Annotated in this window: 22 protein-coding genes and 1 tRNA gene; 10 read left to right on the forward strand and 13 right to left on the reverse strand. The window is 66.5% G+C overall.

Annotation, left to right across the window (positions count from 1 at the left end):
* Positions 1-27: 27 nt before the first annotated feature.
* The 3 genes from M3C17_RS09665 to M3C17_RS09675 are packed head-to-tail and all read right to left on the reverse strand — an operon-like array spanning position 28 to position 2929.
* A complete protein-coding gene (locus M3C17_RS09665; RefSeq protein WP_259977478.1) occupies positions 28-657 on the reverse strand; it encodes a hypothetical protein in 630 nt (209 codons plus the stop codon).
* Positions 644-2059: a hypothetical protein gene (locus M3C17_RS09670; protein ID WP_259977479.1), complete on the reverse strand. Its 1416-nt coding sequence runs from the start codon at positions 2057-2059 to the stop codon at positions 644-646. The genes M3C17_RS09665 and M3C17_RS09670 overlap by 14 nt, the downstream gene beginning before the upstream one ends.
* A gap of 21 nt (positions 2060-2080) precedes the next feature.
* Positions 2081-2929 (reverse strand): hypothetical protein, encoded by an 849-nt coding sequence (locus M3C17_RS09675; RefSeq protein WP_259977480.1) that lies wholly within the window; start codon positions 2927-2929, stop codon positions 2081-2083.
* Between the two features lie 213 nt (positions 2930-3142).
* Here M3C17_RS09675 and M3C17_RS09680 point away from each other — a divergent pair, with 213 nt between their 5' ends.
* Both M3C17_RS09680 and M3C17_RS09685 read left to right on the forward strand, forming a co-directional pair.
* A complete protein-coding gene (locus M3C17_RS09680) occupies positions 3143-3772 on the forward strand; it encodes a hypothetical protein (RefSeq protein ID WP_259977481.1) in 630 nt (209 codons plus the stop codon).
* Positions 3773-3888: 116 nt separating this feature from the next.
* On the forward strand, positions 3889-4446 hold the full coding sequence (locus tag M3C17_RS09685) for a hypothetical protein (RefSeq protein ID WP_259977482.1): 558 nt from the start codon (positions 3889-3891) through the stop codon (positions 4444-4446).
* A 64-nt stretch (positions 4447-4510) separates the two neighbouring features.
* Here M3C17_RS09685 and M3C17_RS09690 read toward each other — a convergent pair whose 3' ends face one another.
* Positions 4511-4831, reverse strand: a complete 321-nt coding sequence (locus M3C17_RS09690; protein ID WP_259977483.1) for a hypothetical protein — start codon at positions 4829-4831, stop codon at positions 4511-4513.
* Positions 4832-4951: 120 nt separating this feature from the next.
* Here M3C17_RS09690 and M3C17_RS09695 point away from each other — a divergent pair, with 120 nt between their 5' ends.
* Complete coding sequence (locus M3C17_RS09695; protein WP_259977484.1) at positions 4952-6019, forward strand: tyrosine-type recombinase/integrase; 1068 nt, start codon at positions 4952-4954, stop codon at positions 6017-6019.
* A gap of 28 nt (positions 6020-6047) precedes the next feature.
* Here the strand turns inward: M3C17_RS09695 and M3C17_RS09700 are convergent, their stop codons facing one another.
* The 3 genes from M3C17_RS09700 to M3C17_RS09710 all read right to left on the reverse strand — a co-directional run bounded on the left by M3C17_RS09700 (position 6048) and on the right by M3C17_RS09710 (position 8946).
* Positions 6048-7622 (reverse strand): tyrosine-type recombinase/integrase, encoded by a 1575-nt coding sequence (locus M3C17_RS09700; RefSeq protein ID WP_259977485.1) that lies wholly within the window; start codon positions 7620-7622, stop codon positions 6048-6050.
* 144 nt (positions 7623-7766) lie between these two features.
* A tRNA-Ser gene (locus M3C17_RS09705) sits at positions 7767-7854 on the reverse strand.
* A 45-nt stretch (positions 7855-7899) separates the two neighbouring features.
* Positions 7900-8946, reverse strand: a complete 1047-nt coding sequence (locus M3C17_RS09710; RefSeq protein WP_259977486.1) for a hypothetical protein — start codon at positions 8944-8946, stop codon at positions 7900-7902.
* Positions 8947-9089: 143 nt separating this feature from the next.
* On the opposite strand from M3C17_RS09710, the gene M3C17_RS09715 reads away from it, so the two are divergent.
* The 3 genes from M3C17_RS09715 to M3C17_RS09725 are packed head-to-tail and all read left to right on the forward strand — an operon-like array spanning position 9090 to position 10812.
* Positions 9090-9866 (forward strand): hypothetical protein, encoded by a 777-nt coding sequence (locus M3C17_RS09715; RefSeq protein ID WP_259977487.1) that lies wholly within the window; start codon positions 9090-9092, stop codon positions 9864-9866.
* Between the two features lie 38 nt (positions 9867-9904).
* Positions 9905-10381, forward strand: coding sequence for a molybdenum cofactor biosynthesis protein B (locus M3C17_RS09720; RefSeq protein WP_259977488.1), 477 nt, complete (start codon positions 9905-9907; stop codon positions 10379-10381).
* Positions 10378-10812: a molybdenum cofactor biosynthesis protein MoaE gene (locus M3C17_RS09725; protein WP_259977490.1), complete on the forward strand. Its 435-nt coding sequence runs from the start codon at positions 10378-10380 to the stop codon at positions 10810-10812. The genes M3C17_RS09720 and M3C17_RS09725 overlap by 4 nt, the downstream gene beginning before the upstream one ends.
* A gap of 218 nt (positions 10813-11030) precedes the next feature.
* Here the strand turns inward: M3C17_RS09725 and M3C17_RS09730 are convergent, their stop codons facing one another.
* Genes M3C17_RS09730 through M3C17_RS09755 form a run of 6 tightly spaced genes read right to left on the reverse strand, consistent with a single transcriptional unit; the run spans position 11031 to position 15216 of the window.
* A complete protein-coding gene (locus tag M3C17_RS09730) occupies positions 11031-11264 on the reverse strand; it encodes a MoaD/ThiS family protein (RefSeq protein ID WP_259977491.1) in 234 nt (77 codons plus the stop codon).
* Positions 11261-11536, reverse strand: a complete 276-nt coding sequence (locus M3C17_RS09735) for a DUF6457 domain-containing protein (RefSeq protein WP_259977492.1) — start codon at positions 11534-11536, stop codon at positions 11261-11263. The genes M3C17_RS09730 and M3C17_RS09735 overlap by 4 nt, the downstream gene beginning before the upstream one ends.
* Positions 11533-12147: a molybdenum cofactor guanylyltransferase gene (locus M3C17_RS09740; protein ID WP_259977493.1), complete on the reverse strand. Its 615-nt coding sequence runs from the start codon at positions 12145-12147 to the stop codon at positions 11533-11535. Before M3C17_RS09740 ends, M3C17_RS09735 begins: the two co-directional genes overlap by 4 nt.
* Positions 12144-12617, reverse strand: coding sequence for a cyclic pyranopterin monophosphate synthase MoaC (gene moaC / locus M3C17_RS09745; protein ID WP_259977495.1), 474 nt, complete (start codon positions 12615-12617; stop codon positions 12144-12146). The genes M3C17_RS09740 and moaC overlap by 4 nt, the downstream gene beginning before the upstream one ends.
* Positions 12614-13840 carry a gephyrin-like molybdotransferase Glp gene (gene glp, locus M3C17_RS09750; RefSeq protein ID WP_259977497.1) on the reverse strand — a complete coding sequence of 409 codons (1227 nt, stop codon included), beginning with the start codon at positions 13838-13840 and terminating at the stop codon, positions 12614-12616. The genes moaC and glp overlap by 4 nt, the downstream gene beginning before the upstream one ends.
* A complete protein-coding gene (locus M3C17_RS09755) occupies positions 13837-15216 on the reverse strand; it encodes a HesA/MoeB/ThiF family protein (RefSeq protein ID WP_259977499.1) in 1380 nt (459 codons plus the stop codon). Before M3C17_RS09755 ends, glp begins: the two co-directional genes overlap by 4 nt.
* A gap of 156 nt (positions 15217-15372) precedes the next feature.
* On the opposite strand from M3C17_RS09755, the gene M3C17_RS09760 reads away from it, so the two are divergent.
* From M3C17_RS09760 to M3C17_RS09775, 4 genes are read left to right on the forward strand one after another with little or no spacing between them, the layout of a single operon-like run.
* Positions 15373-15762, forward strand: coding sequence for a molybdopterin-binding protein (locus M3C17_RS09760; protein ID WP_259977501.1), 390 nt, complete (start codon positions 15373-15375; stop codon positions 15760-15762).
* Between the two features lie 26 nt (positions 15763-15788).
* Positions 15789-16550 carry a molybdate ABC transporter substrate-binding protein gene (modA, locus tag M3C17_RS09765; RefSeq protein ID WP_259977503.1) on the forward strand — a complete coding sequence of 254 codons (762 nt, stop codon included), beginning with the start codon at positions 15789-15791 and terminating at the stop codon, positions 16548-16550.
* A gap of 10 nt (positions 16551-16560) precedes the next feature.
* Complete coding sequence (locus M3C17_RS09770; protein WP_259977504.1) at positions 16561-17379, forward strand: ABC transporter permease; 819 nt, start codon at positions 16561-16563, stop codon at positions 17377-17379.
* Positions 17376-18266: an ATP-binding cassette domain-containing protein gene (locus M3C17_RS09775; protein WP_259977509.1), complete on the forward strand. Its 891-nt coding sequence runs from the start codon at positions 17376-17378 to the stop codon at positions 18264-18266. Before M3C17_RS09770 ends, M3C17_RS09775 begins: the two co-directional genes overlap by 4 nt.
* Positions 18267-18279 lie beyond the last annotated feature (13 nt).

The following is an 18279-nucleotide window of genomic DNA, read 5'->3' on the forward strand; positions in this document are numbered from 1 at the left end:
TATCGGCTGCGGAGGCGGTCACCGTCGTCAGTAGTCCGCTTGCTCCCTAAGTGTTGGCACGTGGGAGTAGACGCCGTCGATCTCATCCTCAAGGAGGGCAAGGTTGGTGTAGCCGGTATCCAACCAATCAGCGAGCGCCGGGAAGTCCGCGGACTCCTGAACGTTCGGAAGGTTCCCGGCATACCTGAACCCCACCCCGCCTGCGTCATCCTCGTGGAACGCAAGCACAAACTTCTCCATCTCAGGAGGGAAGGGTCGACCTTCACTCAGTACCTCGTAGTGAACCTTCGTCTCAGCGAGTAGCCGGTCAAGCTTGTGCCCGAACTTCTTCCTCAGCCATTCGGCGCTTGCTGCGTCCCTCAACGCGGGTGTGACTCCGTCGACGTAGTTCATACGGATGCTCGCGAAGTATTGGATATGGCTCTTGAGCCTTAGCTCCACTGCCTGACGGTAGAGGTAGAGGAAGGGCAGCAGCATGGTGTCGTCTTCAGGCTTGCCGCTGAATGTTGAGGCAAGGCGCTTCGCTGATTCTTCGTAGAAAAAGGCGAAGTCTCCCGCGTCTTTGTGTGCGTATCGGACGATGAGGTTGCGGTAGGTGGTTGCCGGGGCGTTCCCCATCACAGCCGTTGACTTAGGCGTGGGCTTAGGATTCTTCATTCGGCTCTCCACCTTCGGTCGACACGATGTTCCCTCGCGAGTCAAAAGCTAAGCGATAGTGCTTCGCACGGTTCTCAAGGTCTCTCATTGCTCCGACCTCACGATACTGAGTGAGAAGAGAACCACTCTCGTCAAGAAGATGAAGAGTCATCAACCTCACGATCATCTGCGCAATACCACTAACGAGGTGGGAAACTGCCGCGTCGGGGTACTCTCCATCGTTGAAGTGCTTGATGGAGTTGTATGTTCGCGCGACACCTCGGGCGATCCCTGCGTTGTCGCCAATTTCGCCCCATGAGACACCGACAACATCGAGGCAACGATAGACCTGTGTAGCCGTGATGGGGCGGTTGCGCTCGTAAGTATCTTCCTCGCCGGGTCTCTCCCCGATCATCTTGCCCGCTGCTTCAAGGCTCATGGACATCGAGATGATGGTGTCTTCCATGAACGAGTTGGTGCGTCCGAAGTCTCCTACCGCAGGGAGTATGAACTTCTTCCAAGGCTCGTACTGTTCGTTCCACCGAACCATTCCCGCTTCGCCAACGTCGCTGAAGCGGGTGAGCATGCCGTCCAATGCTCTCTTGTTCGGTCTCGGTTGCGCGTAGTCCTGAACCGTGTGACTACTGATCGCCTCAACCTTCGGGTGCCCGAGCACGGTTGCTCCCATCGATCTCAGCACGATCTGCTCATCGCCCACATGATGCTGACGGAAGTGAATGGGACTTCCGGCTATGAGGGTCAGAAGGTGAACAACCTTCCGTTGCTCGTTGATGTGATCATTCAGGGGGCGCGGTTCCGGGAACTTGGATACGAGCACGGGTTGCGTAGAGATGTTCAAACCACTGTGAGGGTCGATATCGGGAGCCGCTGTGCGCCAATCACTCATGAGGCTCATCGTTGCCTCACCCTGTTGCCACGTGGACTCAACCCCGGTTGTGACTCGCACGACGAGATCTGCCGTCCCGTCTTCGCCAATCTCCCGGTCGGATGTGATGCCGTACAGCTGAGTCCACTGACGAAGCCCGTCAACTGCGCTACGAGCCTCAGCAACTTTGAACGGCTCGCTAAGAGAGCCTTCGTATCGTCCCAATAGGGTCTCTGACGGGGTGAGCTGTCCCAAAGAGACTCCGCTTCTCACTGAGTGCCCCCGCCACCGAATCCCGTAGAGACCGATCATGCCGTCAGGTGTGTGAAGGATGAGGTTTTGAGGGGGCGTCTGCGTCCGAAACCACTCGTCCACGTGTGCGAACTGCCCGGTCTCGTCGTGGGAGATGAAGGGAACGTCGACCACCGGACCCCGGTCTTCCATTCGCAACGTTGCGCCTGTGTAGGGGGTGCCGTCCACGCCGTCGATGAGCAAGCCGACATACGACTGACCGGGCGTAAGAGAGGTGATAGCCATACCCCGCAGTGTATGGGTGCTTCAGGCGCCCTGTTCCTCTGTTGGTTTGTCGTCCTCCGCGCCCTGTGACTGTGCCTGTGCGCCGAACACCTCGTGGAACGACTTCCAACCTTTCCCGAACTCTTCCCCCATCGCGGGTGGTTCCGGGAGTTTCCCATCCTCGCCGTACTCGGCTAAGTACACGCGAGTCTTGACGGCAGCTGTTGCCTCGTCGTAAACAACGTCCTCATTGAAGACGTTGCCGAGGTCAGGGATAGTGCCGTTCGCGTGAAGCACCTCAACGAAGGTGAGCGTTGTCATCGCGAGCATCAGTAGTCGAACCACCACAGGAACGGCGGCACGGTAGCGCTCATCTACTCCGAAGATTTGCCCCTGCGCTCGTCTTTCCGGGTCTGCGTGAACAACATCACCGTATATCCATGAGAACGCCAAAGCGTTGTCGCCAATCTGAGTCTCAGGATCATCGTTCATCTGAACGCGCACTTCGTAGTATCCGTTGCTCTCTGCTTTCGGATTCACCTTCGCCCACTGCTGCTTGAGCACACGGATGGATTCGATGTTGACCTCAGGGAGATTCGCCTTGTTCGCGAAGTAGGAGATCGCTTTCATGACCTTGGCGTGATAGGTGTCCTCGTCGTTGAGGATGAGTGGTCTCACTCGGGCAGCAGCGCTCTCTACCTGTTCTTCAGGCGGCAGGTTCCACGTAAGCGTGGTCTCGCCCGTCTCCGGGTTGAGTTGAATGGTCATCGTGGGGTTGAGCAACTTCTGAAGGAGCGCGGCATCCTTGGACAGGGAATGCGCCCGTATGCGTCGGGCACGGAGCACGAACGCCCGTAGCGTGCTCAGATACCGCTCTTCATGGTCAGTCATGACTTCACCCTATGGCTGCGTCTCTGATGACCGGTCGACACGCCCGAGAATCAATAACCTTGACATAACTTATATAATCCCATATATTGGTTATGTAACCGCCCGTGACCGGGAATTAGCTTGGGACGCGAATCTGTCCCGCCTATGGTTCGAAGTAGTGCCGATCTCTCACCCTCACTCGGAGGGGTACGAGAGATACACGAAGGAAGACCAATGGCAAACGAATGCTACAACCGCTTTGAAATCACCGCCCCTACTGAGCATGTCACCTCGCTTCACGAGCTGCTGACCACAGCCCCCAAGAATGGCGATGCTGACGGGTGGCTTGACGCCCTGAACGTCCTACTTGCTACGGACGCAACCACGGGCATCCGCGACGACGCTTTCTATGACTCGCTTGAAGATGAAGAGAAGCGCTACCCGTTCGATACGGAGTGGACTTTGACTGACAACGAGGATGGGTCATCAACGCTTGGATGGGTTTGCTTCACCAAGTGGTTCGGGTACAACCCGATTCTTTGCCCGCTCTTGGACTTCCTTGAAACCAACTGCTCCCTGATTCGGTTTGAGTACTTGGAGTGCGAACCTGCGACTTCTTACGGCTATTGGGTTGCTTTCTCCCGTGACCGCAACGGAAGTCTTGAACGAGACTTCTCTCGTGAAGTAGTGGAGTCCATTTCGGAGGATGATGTACAGGCTTCGGATGAGGTCAAGTTTTTCAACCCGACCGGCTATGACCTTGAGGATTACTACCCCATCCTCATGTGGGATGACGGAACGTTCACAGACATAACGTACGTAGACGTGTTGACTGTGCTTCCTCTCACACCTGTCAACCGGTAACCACCGTGTGAGACAGAGACCGCCACTGCGCCAAGCTCTGTCTCACACCCCACTTCTTCTCTGATCGCACTCCCTCACAAGGAGGGGTGCTTCTTGAATCAGAAAGAAGAACATCAATGGACATCAACCACTCTCACTACGCAGATTATGGACCCAACCTACTTCGGATTCTTGACCGTACGACGTGCCTGAATGAAGAAGCGGATGGATTCTTCATCAACCCGGAGGGCGTCAACCTTGAAGAGCACTTCCCCATCCTCATGTGGGATGACGGAACTCTGTCAAGTGGGGCGGAGAAGCTTGCCCTCGGCTTCGCTTGTCCACCTCATCTCTATGACGAGGACTTTGACGTTGACTCTGATTGGGTGACCGTGTACTTGTATGGCTTCCCTCAGACCTTCATGAAGAAGCTCATCCCTTTTCTATCAGTCGCGGCTCTCACCAACATCGAGAGCGACGAGTTCTTGTCAGAGAACGAGGTGTTCAGGGCGGGCTTCCGTGCCGAACTTCGCGAACGCTCTGCGAATGACGCAGTTGCGGAGTTCATGGAAGTAGCCCTCCCTATTCTGTTTTCAACAGCTTCGTCTACTTTCGTGAGCAACCGCGATGCGCTCATGTTTGAGATGGGTTGGGCATGCGGAAAACTGAACCTTGCCGCACCCGAAGGATTGTGACCGAGCATCCTTCTCCAAACTTAAAGAAGTTGGTTTGGAGAAGGGTGATTCTCTTCGTTTGAGGTCAAGCGTTCTTCCACAGCCGGTAGGCAACTCGCTTCACCGGCATGGAGTATCCCGGCTTCCGAAGCACGTACTCCCACAGCCGAGCGTCAGCGTTGTCGTGGTTGAGAAAAGACATCGCGAGGTCATCGTGATGAGGGAGCAACGTCTGAACAAGAGCAAACAGAAGATCCCTTGGAGTGGATTGATTCGTGATGAGGTTTCGGAACACAGCCTCACGAACGATGGTGTCACTGTCGCAAGCCCACTCCCACAGTTCAGCAAGCTCCTGCTCACCGGTAGCCGGGTTAGCAGACCGTCCAATCAGAGTGTTCTCGCTCACGGTATCTCCTTCTCCTGATGGGAAGCACACTACGAGGAACCGCCGACATTCCTTCACCGAGTTTCTTTTAGTTCAATGTCCGAACTTCGAGCGATACTGTACGCAACGAAGGGAGTAACCATGAGCACCATTGAAACCGTAGAGGCTGTGATTGTTCAGCCGGTCGCTAACCGTGATGCGATTCTCTCCACCATCGCTGATGAGGTTGCTTCCTCCACTCAGAAGGCTTACGCACAGTCCATGAAGGGGCTTCTCGCCTTCTACGAGCAGCAGGGGTGGGACTTCTACCCTCAGAGCGGTGATGTGACCCGTGACAGCGGCATGTTCACTGAGCGTGTGCTGTCCTATCTGCGTCACCTCGCTGACAACGGACGAACTCTCTCCACCATCAATAAGACTCTCGCTGCCGTGAAGAACCGCACCTCGTTTGAGAACCCGCTGTTCTACTCAGCGCTTCACTCCAAGCCCGTCAAGGCGTTCATGGAAGGTCTCGCCCGTCAGGGCAAGGAACACTCCCCCCGCAAGGCTCAGGCGTTCACCCTTGATGACCTGAACCTCATCTACAAGAGCATCAGCACCCACACGCCGCGTGACATCCGGGATAAGGCACTCATCGCACTTGGAGTAGCGACCGCTCTTCGCTCATCCAACCTTGGAGAGCTCACCCTGTCTGACATCACCCCGGCAGTAGCGATTGACGGTGTGAACGTCCGTGTCCGCTTCTCCAAGACCGATCAGACCGGGCAGGGGATCTTTATCCCTGTGGCACGGTTCTCCAAGCGCCGGTTTGACCCGGTGCGGGCGCTCACGGATTGGCTTGCTGTGCTCCGTTCCTTCGGATACACGAAGGAGACTCACCCCAAGTTCCCGCTGTTCCCCGTCATCCGGGGTCTGAGGGGCGTTCAGGCGACCGGAATGCGTCATCCGAGTATCGCGATCACCGAGATGCTGCGTCAGCGCGTTTTAGAGGCGTCTGTGGCTTCTCCCGCTCAGGCTGAGGCGTTCTCGTCCCACAGTCTCCGCGCTACGTTCATCACCCTGAGCAATCAGGCGGGTGTTGCTGAGAAGGACATCGCTCGTGTTTCAGGGCACAAGGATATGACGACGCTTCGCGGGTACGACCGCACGAGTGCTGAGATGAGTGCTCAGACCGCCTACCTGAACCCGGTGAAGAAGAAGAGTCGGTAACTCGTTCACCGGAGAAGACCCCTGTTGCCTACGCTACGGGGGTCTTCTCCTTTTCCGCCTGAGCCTTCTTGATTGCCGCAAGGTCGGTTTCCGCTCGCGTCTTCGGCTCACGTCCGGTGGAGTTCAGGATCGCCTTCATATCTGCGACAGCACGCTCAGAGGCAGTCATGTCGATCTCATTGCCCTTGGGGTCTTGCCCCATGAGCAGCAGCTTGGTGAGAGCGTTGCTGCTACCCACCACTTCGAACATGTCGTCGGCTTCTCCGTCTGCTTCCACCCGGAGAGTCGGAGCATCAGCGGAGAACATCGCTGCCACTTCGGTAAGAGCTTCTGCCGTATCAGCGGCATTGAAATGCATGTAAAAAAATGTCATCAACGTAGTGGAGTGACCGAGGATGGAACGAGCTATGGCGGGGCTAACTCGTGCCGTGCCCAACGCTGTAGCGGTCATGTGGCGCATGTCATGCCCACGGTGGTGAGGCAGGTTGAGACGAGTGAGCAGCCGCGTCCACGCGTACCTGTCCTTCTGAGGTCGGATCGCGGTGCCGTCCTCCTTCACGAAGAACAGATTCTCCAACCCCTCATCAGGCTCCCACGTGCCGTTCTTCTTGCCCTCTCGCTTCCACTTGTCCCGCTGCTTCTTCCACAACAGAAGGTGATGGGTGACTTCATCGGGCAGGGTGATGATGCGCTTACCTGAGCGGGTCTTGGTCTTCTTCTTGATGAAGAACTTCCCGGTTTCCCGGTTCCGGTCAAGCTGCCTGTTGATGATTAGTTCGGTCGGGTGGGACGGGTCTTCCAAGTGGCGGAAGGATGAGTCCTCCACCCCAAGCCGTTCGCTTGCCCGGAGACCCATGAACGAGAGAATCCACATCCCGAGTTCAGGGGTGTCGTAGAGCGACTTGTAGATCTGAGCAGGGATGTAGTGGTGCTCAATGATTGCTGCTTCTGCCGCGTCACTCATCTTGGCTTGCTTGGGTCGGGTGACACCAAGCAGCGGGTTGTGAGTCAGGAGGTCATCGAAGACCGCGTATTCAAGCATCTGATTCAGCAGGGAGTAGATGGTTCGCCTGAGAGACAGTCCGTTCCGAGGCTCATCGGTCTTGACGATCTCCCCGTTCTCATCCACTCGCGTCTTCTTCTCAATGACGAGGGTTGTCCATATGAACGTGTTGAGCATCTTCTTGGTGAGGGCGCTGATGCGCTTCGTCCCAAGGTGCGGCTCAATGTGGACGCGGAACCGGGTGTTGTACTCGCCTACTGTTGCCTGATCGAGCTTGTCCTTGTTGGATGCTTCCTGCCGGTGAACAAGCCACTTGTCGTATAGCTCTGAGACGGTGATGCTCTGCTGATACCGCTGAGGCACGAGGTTGTCGTTGTAAGGGTCAGCCACCATCAGGGCACGGAAGTCCATGACCTTCTCTTCAAGGCGCTGCTCAGCGAGAGCTTTCGTGGGTGCCGTGCCGGTGAGACGCTTCTTGATGCGCTCAAAGCCGATGACCGCACCTGTCGCCTCATCCTGAACGGGACGCTTGACGGTGAACACCCTGACGGCTTGCCACGACGGGACACCGTTGATGGTGCGTCTGTTCGCCTGTGCCATGCCCCGTACCCTATCTCAGGGTCGCGGATTCATTAACACCCATATTGACACCGGGGCGGCGTTTTTCAACCCGTCCGACAGGTGCCCGAGTAAGAGAAAACCCCCGGTCAGAGTGGATTTCTCCATCTAACCGGGGGTCTAACGCGGTGACGGTGGGATTTGAACCCACGGTAGGGGGTTACCCTACACAACTTTTCGAGAGTTGCACCTTCGGCCGCTCGGACACGTCACCGCGGATCAGTTTACGACACACGGGGCGGCCGCGCGAATCGGGCGCTCACCAGGCGGCGGCGACCTCGGCGTGCGTGCGCAGGATCCCCTCGGTGCTGCCGGCCGGTGCGCGCCCGATGCCGCACTCGGTCGCGACGCCGAAGGCCTGCACGTACGGGGTGGCGGCGGCGATGCGGCGCTGCGCTCCTTCCGCGCCGTCCTCGCGGTGCACGAGACCGAGATACAGCTCGTCCACCGGAGACAGGTCGGCGAGCGGCGCGAAGTAGGCCTCGTCGTCGTGGGCGATCGGCACGGGCAGGTGCAGCCACGTCAGCGACCGGGAGGCGGCGGCGGCCACGGCGTTCGCGTAGCGCACGAGGTTCCCCGCGTCGGACGGCTCGAAGAAGTGCTTCTCCCCCGCGTCTCCGTAGCAGAGGTGCACGCCGACCTCGACGTCGACCGGCACCGCGTCGACGAGGGCGGCGAGCCGCGCCACGAGGCCGTCGAAGGGGTCGCCGGGCCACCAGGCCTCCATCACGGCGCCGTACCCGGAGGCGCGTTCGATGATTCCCATCTCGCTCGCGACGTCCCACTGCACGGCGAGGTCCTCGTGCGGGATCGCCGCGAGGATCTCGTCGAGCTCGCGGAGGACCGCGGCGGTGTACACCGGCTCGATGGCGGCACGGTCGTCGCCGCGGAAGAACGACGAGATCACCGCGAGCGGCGTGGGCAGCGACACCTGGAAGCGCGTGCCCGGAGCGACGACGCCCTCCGCGCGCAGACGGGCGAAGAGGGCGTACGACTCGATGGCGGCAGCGGCGTAGCCCAGCGGGGGCAGCACGATGGCGGCCGCGTCGACGCCCTCGGCGATCCGCAGTCCGCGCGCGTCGATGCCGGCGGGGAACGGGATCGGCTCGTCGCCGATACGCTCGATCCCGTCGGCCTGCCCGATCACGTCGGGCTGGAACATGATCCAGTGGAACCGCTTCCCGACTTCCCCGTCGGGGATGCGGCGCAGCCGGTCGCCGAGCAGCCCCGCGGCCGTGCGGATGGTGGTCTCGGCGTCGTCGTAGTTCACACTGCCCACGAGAAGGGCACCCTGGGGCTGCGTCATGCCCCCAGAATATCGGCGCGAGCACCGGCCCAGGGGCCGGCTGTTTTGCACGGGCATCGGCGAGGCGGTGGTCGCGAACCCGGTTAGGATTGCCTAAGAACCCGCCGCCTGAGGGGGCAGCACCGACGGGAAGGATGCGCAGCATGGGATTCATCACCTCCGAGGCGCTCGCGAGCACCGGCTACGTCGTGCTCGACGACGACACCACCCCGATCGACCCCTCCGAGTGGCGCGACCTCGAGTACGTCGGCTGGCGCTCCTCCGGCGTCACGCGCTTCGCCCCGCTCGCGAGCTACGCAGGAGCCGTCGACTGCAACGGGTTCTGGAACCACACCCCGCCGCGCACCGACAAGGACGGCGTGTGGATCGACTCCCAGGTCGCAGTCGCACCCACGCTCCAGCGGCGCGCACTGGAGCCGGGCGCCGGTGTCGGGCGGTGCCGCGTGATCGAGCTGCAGCCCAACGAGTACGCCGATGCGATCTACAACCTGCACCAGGACGACAACAACCGCCTCAACGAGCCCGGCACGGGCTGGGTCGTCCGCGGCTACTACAACCTCACCGACGACGCCGACTCGATGCTGATCCTGCGCTCCGATCGGTTCGACCCCGCCACCGAGGTCCGCCTGCCGCTGCACGCCGGGTCGCGCATCATCCTCGACACCCAGCGCTTCTGGCACGCCGTCTGGCACCGCGGCACGGAACCCCGCTACGCGCTCATCACCTCGTGGACCAGCGGCCCCGAGCTCGACGCCTACATCGCCGCCCACCACGGCGACCCGCATCCTCCCACCGTGCCGCTCGATCCGCGGCTCGTGGACGACGCACAGGTCGAACTCCATAGGCGCATCGAGGAGCGCCGCCGCGCGTTCGAGGCGCAGGGCATCGTGATGGAGCCGCCCGTCGACATGAGCGTCTGACCCTCGATGTCCCGGCAGTGCGACGCTACGCTCACCTCATGACCACCGCAGCCGTCCTCACGGTGTCCGACCGCTCCGCCGCCGGCACCCGGACCGACACCGCCGGACCGATCGCTGTCGCCGCCCTCCGCGATGCGGGCTTCGAGTGCGCCGACGCGGTCATCGTGCCGGACGGCGCCGATTCGGTCGAACACGCCCTGCGCGCGCTGCTGTCCCGCGGCGCACGGCTGGTGGTCACCACCGGCGGCACCGGAGTCGCTCCCCGTGACGCGACACCCGATGGCACGGCACGTGTGCTCAACCACGAGCTGCCCGGCATCGCGGAGGAGCTGCGTCGCCGGGGCGCCGCCACCGTTCCCACGGCTCTGCTCGGCCGCGGACTCGCGGGGGTCGCCGGCGGCGCACTGGTCGTGAACCTGCCCGGATCCGTCGGCGCGGTCGAAGACGGCATGCCGGTGATCCTGTCCGTCGCGCAGCACGTGATCGCCCAGCTCGACGGCGGAGACCACGCATGACCGTCGCTCTCGCCGCGATCACCGAGGGCGAGCTGTCGCTCGACGCCCACGTCGCCGCCGTGGAGGATGCGACCGCCGGCGCCGTCACCACGTTCCTCGGCCGGGTGCGCGACCACGACCCGGACGCGAGCGGCACGGTGGTGGCCCTGGAGTACACCGCGCATCCGGATGCCGAGCGCATCCTGCAGACCATCGCGGCGCACGCGGTGTCGACCGGGGAGAGCGGTGAGGCGATCGTGGCGGTGAGCCATCGGATCGGCCGCCTCCCGGTGGGTGCCGCCGCCGTCGTGATCGCGGTGGCCGCGGCGCACCGCGACGAGGCGTTCGCCGTGTGCCGCGAGACCATCGAGGCCATCAAGCGCGATCTCCCGGTGTGGAAGCGTCAGGTCGAGGCCGACGGCACGACGGTCTGGAAGGGCATCGGCGGCTGAGCTGCGCGTCACCCTCCCGCGAACGGCGGCTGAGGGCTGATGCTCACCCTCCGGCGAACGGCGGGAGGGGACCGCGCGCTCCCTCCGGCGAACGGCAGCTGAGGACCGAGCGCGCCCCTCCGGCGAACGGCGGGAGGGGACCGCGCGCGCTCCCTCCGGCGAACGGCGACTGAGGGCCGAGCACGCCCCTCCGGCGAACGGCGACTGAGTGCCGAGCGTCACCCGCCGGCGAACGGCGGGAGCACGTCGACCGTCTCCACCCCGGCCAACGCGAACCCGTCGTCGACTCGACGCCCGTCCACCAGCAGCGCGCAGCGGTCGAGGATCCCGGCAAGGCCCGGATGGTCCGCCGTCAGGCGTGCCCGCAGGTCACCCAGCGTCGACGCCTCGAGAGCCTCGGCCTCGACGCCCGCCGCATCCTGGGCGGCGGCGAAGTAGCGCACCGTGGTCATGCCGACTCCTGCCCGCGGTGGGCTGCGGCGAGCGCGACGATCTCGGCCACGGTCGCCCGCACCTGCTCCGGTGTCCCTCCCCCACGCCCGGCGACCAGCCCGGCCACGAACGCACTGAGGGGTGCCGCAGGTCGCGCGACCCCGGTCGCCACATCCCGCGCGAGGTCGAGGATCAACGCGATCGGCACGTCGTCCGGGCCGAGCGCGAAGCGCTCACGGAGTTCGCCCGCCCAGGCGTCGAGGGCCTCCGGGGGCAGTGTGCGATCGGTCATGGCGTGTCCTCCTTCTGCTGCTGCTCGCGAGCGCGAGCGAGATCGGCCGGGGTGTCGATGTCGTCGCAGAGCCCATCCTCGTCGGGCAGCCACGTGATCGCGAGCCCTTCGAACAGCTCGCGCGCCGCGACGCTCTGCACGGTCCCGAGGGCGGCGCGCGCCCGCTCCATTGCCGCGGTGCGGTAGAGCCCCGCGAGCCACTGCGGGTGCCCGCCCGCTGTGAACACGAAGCCCTCCGCGTCCGCCAGCGCTCCGGCCTCCGCCGCCTCCGCTCTGGCCGCGGACAACCGTGCGACGAGCGCGGCCGGATGCACCAGGTCGCCCGCGAGCACGAAGGCCCACGGGGCGTCCAGCGCGGGAAGGGCAGCCGCGATGCCCGCGACGGGGCCCCCGTGCGGCGGTTCCTCGCGGGTCCACGCCACGCGCTCGTCGTCCTCGATGCGCGGTCCGACCGCCACCAGCGGCGCGACACCCGCCCCGGCGAGGGCGCCGACCGTGCGCACGAACAGGCTGCGGCCGCCGAGCAGGAGTCGCGGCTTCACGACGCCGCCCATCCGGCTGCCGCGTCCGCCCACGAGCACGACGGCGGCGGTGCGCAGATCGTCCGTCACTCCCCCGGCCTCCGCCACGATCCGCTACGACCGCCCTCCTTGGCGACGATGCGCACCTGCTCGATCGACGCCGACCGGTCGACGCCCTTGATCATGTCGACCACGGCGAGCGCCGCGACAGACACGGCCGTGAGCGCCTCCATCTCGACGCCGGTGCGGTCGGCCGTGCGCACGGTCGCCGTGATGCGCACCCCGTCGTCGTCGATGTCCAGATCGACCACGGCGCCATGGACCCCGATCACGTGCGCGAGCGGCAGCAGCTCCGGCGTGCGCTTGGCCGCCTGGATGCCCGCGATCCGGGCGACCGCGAGCACATCCCCCTTCGGCACCGCGCCGTCGCGGAGCAGCGCGATCGTCGCAGGGGCGCAGCGCACGAGCCCCGCGGCCGTCGCCGCCCTGACGGTGGGCTGCTTGTCGGTCACGTCGACCATGCGGGCATTCCCGGCCGAGTCCAGGTGGGTGAAGGTCATGTCAGCTCCATCACGTCGATCAGGTCCCCCGCCGCGACCTCGACGGTCTCCGCGGGGACGATGGCATAGGCGGTCGCGGCGGCGAGGCCGACCGCGAGGTGCGAGCCCGAACCGCCGCGGGCGGCCGGCAGCACCACGCCGCCCTCGGCGAGCACGGCCGGAAGGTACTGGCGCCGACCGGGAGGGGTGCGCCACGAGGCCCCGGCGGGCAGACGACGGAGCGGGCGATGGAGGTCCCTGCGTCCCTGCAGCCTCCGCAGCGCCGGCCGCACGAACACCTCGAACGACACGGCCGCGCTCACCGGGTTGCCCGGCAGTCCGAACAGCAGGGTGCCGCGGTCGGTCACCCCGAAGCCCTGCGGCTTCCCCGGCTGCATGGCGATCCGTGCGAACTCCATCGTCCCGCCGAGGCTCTGCCGCACCGGCTCGTACGCCCCGGCGCTCACACCGCCGGAGAAGATCACGACGTCCACGCCGAGCTCCTCGGCCGCGGCGACCGCCGCACGTGGCTCGTCGCCCTCGTCGCCGAGCACGTCCCGCAGCACCACGTCCGCGCCCGCCTCTTCCGCGAGGGCAGCCAGCAGCAGCCCGTTCGACTCGGGGATCTGCCCGCGGCGCAGCGGCTGCCCCGGTGCGACCAGCTCCGCACCCGTGGAGAACACCGCCACGCGAGGGCGGGCGACCACCGGAGCCGTGTGGATGCCGACGGAGGCCAGGGCGGCGAGCTGCCGCGCGCCCAGCACGCTCCCCGCGGGAAGGGCCATGGCACCCGCCGCGACGTCCTCGCCGGCTCGACGCACGTGCGCCCCGGTGGCCCGCGGCGCCCGGAGGACCGTGATCTCGCCCAGCGAATCGGCCAGGCCGCCCGCCGTGTCCTCGAACGGCACCACGGTGTCGGCGGCACTCGGCAGCGGCGCTCCCGTCATGATGCGCGCCGCCGTGCCGGGCGGAAGCGCAGGGTCGTCGCCGCTGCCCGCCGGCACGTCCGCGACGACGCGCAGCCGTGCGGGCGCGAACTCGGTCGCGCTCGCCACGTCGCCGAAGCGCACCGCGAAGCCGTCCATGGCGGAGTTGTCGAACACGGGCACCGGGTTGCGCGCGAGCACGGGCTCCGCGAGGGTGAGGCCTCGGGCCGCGGCGAGCTCCGTCTGGATCGACGGGAGCACCGCGGCAGCCGCCAGCACTCGCGCGAGCTGCTCCTCGACCGTGCGGAGACCGCTCATCGCGCCGCCCACGCCATCATGCCGCCGGTCAGCACCACGGCATCCGCGCCGGCGGCCCGCAGCGCCCGCGCCGCGCGTGCCGCGCGCATCCCTGCCTGACACACCACGACGATCCGCCCGCTGTCCGCGAAGCGCGCGGGCGCCGCGAGCACCTCGCCGAGCGGCACATGCTCGGCCCCCGGGATCATGCCGGTGGCGACCTCCGCCGCCTCGCGCACGTCGAGCACCGCAGCACCCGCCGCGACCTCGGCCGCGAGGGCAGCGACATCGACATGAGGCACGCCGGGAGGCGCAGAGCGAGGAGCCGTGCCCGCCGTGGGCACTCCGCGATCGACAGGGCGCGTCTCGTGATCGACAGGGCGCGTCTCGGGATCGACAGAGAGCCTCTGAGGATGGACCGCGCGCCCCGCAGGACCGACCGCCCGCCCCTCAGGACCGACCGCGCGCGTCTCGGGACCGACCGCGCGCGTCTCGGGACCGACCGCGCGTGCCTCGGGATCGACCGCGCGTGCCTCGGGATCGACGAGGCGCGCCCCAGAATCGGCGGGCCGTGTTCCTGCGGCCGGCGAGCGCTCCCCGGCTTCCGCAGCCGCGCCCGTCGTCGCGGCACGCGATCCGCGCAGGGGCACCTCGCTCATGCGGCCGCGCAGCGCGTCGATCAGCAGTACCCGGCCGAACAGGGGCTCGCCGATGCCCGCGACCAGCTTGATCGTCTCCATCGCGAGCAGCGACCCCACCTGAAGGCACAGCGCGCCGAGCACGCCCACCGCCGCGCACGAAGGCAGTGCCCCCACCTCCTCCGGCGGATACAGGTCGCGCAGGACGACCGGCTCGGTGCCGGCAGGGGGATCCGACCAGAACACGGTGACCTGCGCCGCGAACTCCTGCACCACGCCCCACACCAGGGGGACGCCGCTGCGCTCGCAGGCGGCGGCCACGAGGCTTCTGGTCTCGAACGAGTCGGAACCGTCGATCACGACATCGGCGCCGGCGAGCAGCGTGTCCGCGTTCGCCGCGGTCAGCCGCTCACGCACCGGGCGCACGATGGTCTCGGGAGACAGCTCGCCTGCCACGCGTACCGCGCTGTCGACCTTGGGCGCATCCACATCGGCGAGGCGGTGCAGCACCTGCCGCTGCAGGTTCGACAGCTCCACCGTGTCGTCATCGATGACGGTGAGCGTGCCGATGCCCGCGGCAGCGAGCGCGAGCACCACGGGCGAGCCCAGTCCGCCGGCACCCACGACCGCGACGTGCGCGGCCCGCAGCCGCCGCTGTCCGAGCTCTCCCAGATCGGCGAGGACGAGATGCCGCGCGGCTCTGGCGGCTTCGGCGCGGCTGAGCGCCTCGACCGGCTCGACGAGCGGGGGCAACGGCATGCGGCCAGGCTACTCCGCAGCTCGCCGACCGCGGCCCGAGTTCGCCCGGGGGAAATCGCGCGCTGCATCCACTGACAGGCTCGAAAATCCGCAGCCACGGAATAATCCCGGCACAACCCCTGGATCTGCGGAAGTGAGGGCTTTAGGCTCGGCGCTGTGAGCAGCTATCGCATCGCCGAAGCAGCGCGCCTGCTCGGCGTCAGCGACGACACCGTGCGGCGATGGGTCGACCAGGGCACGCTCCCGGTCACCGACGACAGCCCCGCCCGGATCCCGGGCGAGGCGCTGGCGCAGCATGCGGTCGCACTGGCCGCCGCTCCCGCTGTGCCGGGCGACGTGCTCTCCAGCGCGCGCAACCGCTTCACGGGGCTCGTCACCCGCGTGCAGGTCGACGGGGTCATGGCGCAGGTGGACATCCAGGGGGGACCGCACCGCGTCGTCTCCCTGATGTCCGCGGAGGCGGTGGCGGAGCTGGACCTTCATCCCGGTTCGCTGGCGGTCGCCGTCGTCAAGGCCACGACGGTGATCGTGGAGACCCCGCGATGAACGCGGGTGAGCGCGGAACAGGCCGCATGGCACCTCGGGGCCGTCGCGTCACCGCGGCCGCCGCGCTCGCCCTCGCTCTGACTCTCGCGGGCTGTGCGAGCGCCCCCTCCTCGGCGGACCGGGCGGGGGCGGACGGCGAGGTCACGGTGTTCGCCGCCGCCTCCCTGCGCACGGCCTTCGACGCGATCGCCGAGGCCTTCCGAACCGCGCACCCGGAGGTCACCGTGCACCCGATCGTCTACGACGGGTCGAGCGTGCTCGTCACCCAGCTCACCGAGGGCGCGCACGCGGATGTGCTCGCCACGGCGGACGAGCGCACCATGCAGACCGCGGTCGATGCCGGACTCGCGTCCGATCCGCAGCCCTTCGCCACGAACACGCTGGTCGTCGCGATGCCGGCCGGGAACCCCGCCGGCATCACCACCCTGTCCGACCTCGCCGCAGCCACCGCCGTGCTGTGCGCGCCGGAGGTGCCGTGCGGGGCGGCCACCGCACGGCTGCTCGAGTCTGCAGGGGTCACCGTGACACCAGCCAGTGTGGAGCAGAACGTCACCGCCGTGCTGCAGAAAGTCGTCGAGGGCGAGGCGGATGCCGGCATCGTCTACGCCACCGATGTGCGCGGCGAGGACGTCGAGAGCTTCGCCCCGGAGGGCGCGGAGGACATCGTGAGCCGCTATCCGATCGCCACGCTCGACGGCTCCTCTGAGGCCGGCGCCGCCTTCGTCGCGTTCGTCCAGGGGCCGGAGGGGCAGCGCCTCCTCGCGGATGCCGGCTTCGGGACGTCCTGAGGCCGCCCCCATGCCCTCGACCATCCGCACCGACACCGGGGCCACGCCGCCGTTCCTGCTGATCGCCCCGGCCGCGCTCGGCATCCTGCTGCTCGTCCTGCCCCTTCTCGCGCTGGTCGGCCGGACGTCCTGGGCGACCTTCTGGACGGACGTGACCTCGCCCACAGCCCTCGACGCCCTGCGCCTGTCGCTCACGACCGGGCTCGCTGCCACCGCCGTCTGCGTCCTGCTCGGCCTCCCGCTCGCCCTGCTGATCGCCCGCTCCGGCCCGCGCACCTCGGCTCTGCTGCGCGCCCTGGTCGCCGTGCCGTTGGTGCTGCCGCCGATGGTCGGCGGAGTCGCGCTGCTGTTCCTCCTCGGCAGGTCGAGCCCGCTCGGCGCCGCGATCGCGGACTGGTTCGGCACCGGCATCCCGTTCACCCCGCTCGCGGTCGTCCTGGCGCAGGCATTCGTCGCCCTGCCGTTCCTCGTGCTCGCGGTCGAGGGCACGATCCGCAGCACCGGCAGCCGCTACGAGCGCACCGCCGCCACGCTCGGCGCCTCCCCCTCCATGGTGCTGTGGCGCGTCACCCTCCCCCTGGCCGCTCCCGGCATCGTCGTCGGCGTCATCCTGTGCTTCGCCAGAGCCATCGGCGAGTTCGGCGCGACCGCGCTCTTCGCCGGCAATGCGCCGGGAGTCACGCAGACCATGCCGCTGGCGATCTACACCGCGTTCAACGGTGCGAGCGGCGGCCGCGAGACCGCGGTGGCCCTGTCGGTGCTGCTGCTCGCGACCGCCGTGGTCGTGCTGCTGCTCGTGCGGGCCTGGCGCCCCGGGGCGCTGCGATGACGCGCGACGAGGGTGCACCGCAGGACGGTGGGGCGACGCAGGACCCACAGGCGACGCAGGACGGTGGGGCGACGCGCGACAGTGGAGCGACGCGCGACCGTGGAGCGACGCAGGACTCACGAGCGACGCACGACTCACGAGCGACGCAGGACCCACGGACGACGCAGGGCCCGTCGACGGCGCAGGGCCTCGACGCACACGTGGTGGTGCGGCGCAGCGGCCTCGACGCGGCGCTGCGCGTGGGGGCGGGCGAGGCGGTGGCGATCATGGGGCCGAGCGGAGCCGGCAAGACCACGCTGCTGGAGGCGGTAGCCGGACTCGTGCGCATCGACGACGGTCACATCGACCTCGACGGACGACGCCTCGCGGGAGCGACCACGCACACACCCCCCGCGCAGCGCGCGGTCGCGCTCCTGGGCCAGGAGGCGCTGCTGTTCCCTCACCTCAGCGCGGGGCAGAACATCGCGTTCGGGGCACGCGCCGGCGGCCTCGACCGCACACAGGCACGGCGGTCCGCTGCCGACTGGCTCGCGCGCCTCGGGCTCGAATCCCTGCGCGACCGTCGCCCGCACGAGCTCTCCGGCGGTCAGCGGCAGCGCATCGCCCTCGCCAGGGCTCTGGCCGCACGACCCCGGCTGCTGCTGCTCGACGAGCCCTTCACCTCGCTCGACGTGGAGGCCGCCGCCCACCTGCGCGACGTCGTCCGCGCACACCGCGACGACACCACGAGCGTGATCGTGTCGCACGGCATCGTCGATGCCCAGTCCCTCGCCGCACGGCTCGTGATCCTGCAGGACGGCCGCATCGTGCAGGACGCCCCGGTGGCGGCCGTGCTCGCAGCCCCCGCCACGTCGTTCGTCGCCGCGCTGGCGGCCTCCGCCCGCTGAGGCGTCCCGTCGG

It is taken from the genome of Microbacterium sp. p3-SID336, assembly GCF_025143365.1.
Taxonomy (GTDB): Bacteria; Actinomycetota; Actinomycetes; order Actinomycetales; family Microbacteriaceae; genus Microbacterium.

Coding starts and splice junctions, on each gene's coding strand:
- M3C17_RS09665 (WP_259977478.1), bottom strand. CDS start 657: ATGAAGAATCCTAAGCCCACGCCTAAGTCAACGGCTGTGATGGGGAAC.
- M3C17_RS09670 (WP_259977479.1), bottom strand. CDS start 2,059: ATGGCTATCACCTCTCTTACGCCCGGTCAGTCGTATGTCGGCTTGCTC.
- M3C17_RS09675 (WP_259977480.1), bottom strand. CDS start 2,929: ATGACTGACCATGAAGAGCGGTATCTGAGCACGCTACGGGCGTTCGTG.
- M3C17_RS09680 (WP_259977481.1), top strand. CDS start 3,143: ATGGCAAACGAATGCTACAACCGCTTTGAAATCACCGCCCCTACTGAG.
- M3C17_RS09685 (WP_259977482.1), top strand. CDS start 3,889: ATGGACATCAACCACTCTCACTACGCAGATTATGGACCCAACCTACTT.
- M3C17_RS09695 (WP_259977484.1), top strand. CDS start 4,952: ATGAGCACCATTGAAACCGTAGAGGCTGTGATTGTTCAGCCGGTCGCT.
- M3C17_RS09700 (WP_259977485.1), bottom strand. CDS start 7,622: ATGGCACAGGCGAACAGACGCACCATCAACGGTGTCCCGTCGTGGCAA.
- M3C17_RS09710 (WP_259977486.1), bottom strand. CDS start 8,946: ATGACGCAGCCCCAGGGTGCCCTTCTCGTGGGCAGTGTGAACTACGAC.
- M3C17_RS09715 (WP_259977487.1), top strand. CDS start 9,090: ATGGGATTCATCACCTCCGAGGCGCTCGCGAGCACCGGCTACGTCGTG.
- M3C17_RS09720 (WP_259977488.1), top strand. CDS start 9,905: ATGACCACCGCAGCCGTCCTCACGGTGTCCGACCGCTCCGCCGCCGGC.
- M3C17_RS09725 (WP_259977490.1), top strand. CDS start 10,378: ATGACCGTCGCTCTCGCCGCGATCACCGAGGGCGAGCTGTCGCTCGAC.
- M3C17_RS09730 (WP_259977491.1), bottom strand. CDS start 11,264: ATGACCACGGTGCGCTACTTCGCCGCCGCCCAGGATGCGGCGGGCGTC.
- M3C17_RS09735 (WP_259977492.1), bottom strand. CDS start 11,536: ATGACCGATCGCACACTGCCCCCGGAGGCCCTCGACGCCTGGGCGGGC.
- moaC (WP_259977495.1), bottom strand. CDS start 12,617: ATGACCTTCACCCACCTGGACTCGGCCGGGAATGCCCGCATGGTCGAC.
- glp (WP_259977497.1), bottom strand. CDS start 13,840: ATGAGCGGTCTCCGCACGGTCGAGGAGCAGCTCGCGCGAGTGCTGGCG.
- M3C17_RS09755 (WP_259977499.1), bottom strand. CDS start 15,216: ATGCCGTTGCCCCCGCTCGTCGAGCCGGTCGAGGCGCTCAGCCGCGCC.
- modA (WP_259977503.1), top strand. CDS start 15,789: ATGGCACCTCGGGGCCGTCGCGTCACCGCGGCCGCCGCGCTCGCCCTC.
- M3C17_RS09770 (WP_259977504.1), top strand. CDS start 16,561: ATGCCCTCGACCATCCGCACCGACACCGGGGCCACGCCGCCGTTCCTG.
- M3C17_RS09775 (WP_259977509.1), top strand. CDS start 17,376: ATGACGCGCGACGAGGGTGCACCGCAGGACGGTGGGGCGACGCAGGAC.